The organism is Streptomyces sp. GC420 (genome assembly GCF_009916105.1).
GTDB lineage: Bacteria > Actinomycetota > Actinomycetes > Streptomycetales > Streptomycetaceae > Streptomyces.
In genome coordinates, this window is the sequence record NZ_JAAAXQ010000761.1 from 1 (window position 1) to 1215 (window position 1215).

Consider the following 1215-nt stretch of genomic DNA (forward strand, 5'->3'; position numbering starts at 1 on the left):
GCCCACGACCGTCCCGCGACCCTGATCCCGTCCCGGCATCTCTCCGATCCCTCATCAGGAGGCCCTTTCCCATGTCTCTTCCCACCCTCTTCGAGGCCCTGTACCGGGGCGAGCGCCACGTCGGGTTCGGCACGCCCGAGCCCGGTACCCCGCAGACCCTGTACCGGGTGGCCGACGGGCGGCTCGCCGCGGCCTTCGTCGCCACCGACGGTTCCATGGCCGCGATCAGGTCCGCCGTCACCGAGGGAGCGGCGACGGTCACGGTCGCCATGGAAGACCCCGAGGTGCGGCTGCTCCCGCCGCTGCTGCCGACGGCCACCGGGAACGCGCTGCTGAGCGGTTTCATGGGCACTCACAAGAAGAAGTGGGGTGGCCGGACCGCCCCGGAGGGCGGGGAGTTCACACCGCCGAAGTGGTTCTTCAAGGGCTTCGGCGACTGGGTGCGGCTGCCGGGCGAGACGCTGCACGTGCCCGCGAACCCTGTCGCCCTCATCGAGGAGCCCGAGGTCGCCCTCGTGTACGTGAACGACGCGGACGGCAGCCCTCACTACGCGGGCTACACCTTCGGCAACGACCTGTGCGACATCGGCCTGCACCGCGAGGACCCGGGCTACAACCCGTACTGCAAGCTGTGCGACACGGCGCTCGCACCCTGGCTGTTCCTGGGCGAGCCGCCGCACTCGGTGACCGGCCGGGTGACGATCGCCCGGGACGGCGTGACCGCGTGGGAGGGGAATTTCAGCTGCGGGGGCGACGCCCTGTACTTCCGGGTGAGGGACATGGTGGAGCACCTGTTCTCGTTCCCCGCGGTGCGCCGGCCCGGCCTGGTCAACTACGTGCTTCTGGGCGCCGACGAGGCCAGCTTCCACGACGGGTTCCGGATCGCCGACGGGGACCGGATCGCCATCGACGTGAAGAGCCACGGGGTCACCATCGAGAACACCGTGAGGTACGTGTCCCCCGCTCCGCTGCCCTGAGTATCCGGTGCCCCCGGTCCGGTCCGGTCCGGTGAACCCCCGCATCAGTGCCGGCCTGCCGCCCGACCTCATGCACAAGCGGTGTGCCCTCCCCAGCGAAGCCGTCGTCGTCCGGATCTTGTCGCTGAATCCCTGCGGAATCGTCCCTGATCAGTAACGGCCGCATCCAGCGGCGGCCTTGCTCCGTCCTGCCAGGTGCACGGAACGGGAAAGACGGCGTCGTGGGACGGGGTGGGCA

The 1215-nt window shown here is 70.0% G+C and carries 1 protein-coding gene; it reads left to right on the forward strand.

What is annotated here, in order from left to right:
- The first annotated feature begins 71 nt into the window (after nucleotides 1–71).
- Nucleotides 72–977 carry a fumarylacetoacetate (FAA) hydrolase gene (locus tag GUY61_RS38450; protein ID WP_166634914.1) on the forward strand — a complete coding sequence of 302 codons (906 nt, stop codon included), beginning with the start codon at nucleotides 72–74 and terminating at the stop codon, nucleotides 975–977.
- Nucleotides 978–1215: the final 238 nt, after the last annotated feature.

What these genes read in the sequence shown, in the direction of transcription:
- GUY61_RS38450 (WP_166634914.1), top strand. Translation starts at nt 72, where the DNA reads ATGTCTCTTCCCACCCTCTTCGAGGCCCTGTACCGGGGCGAGCGCCAC.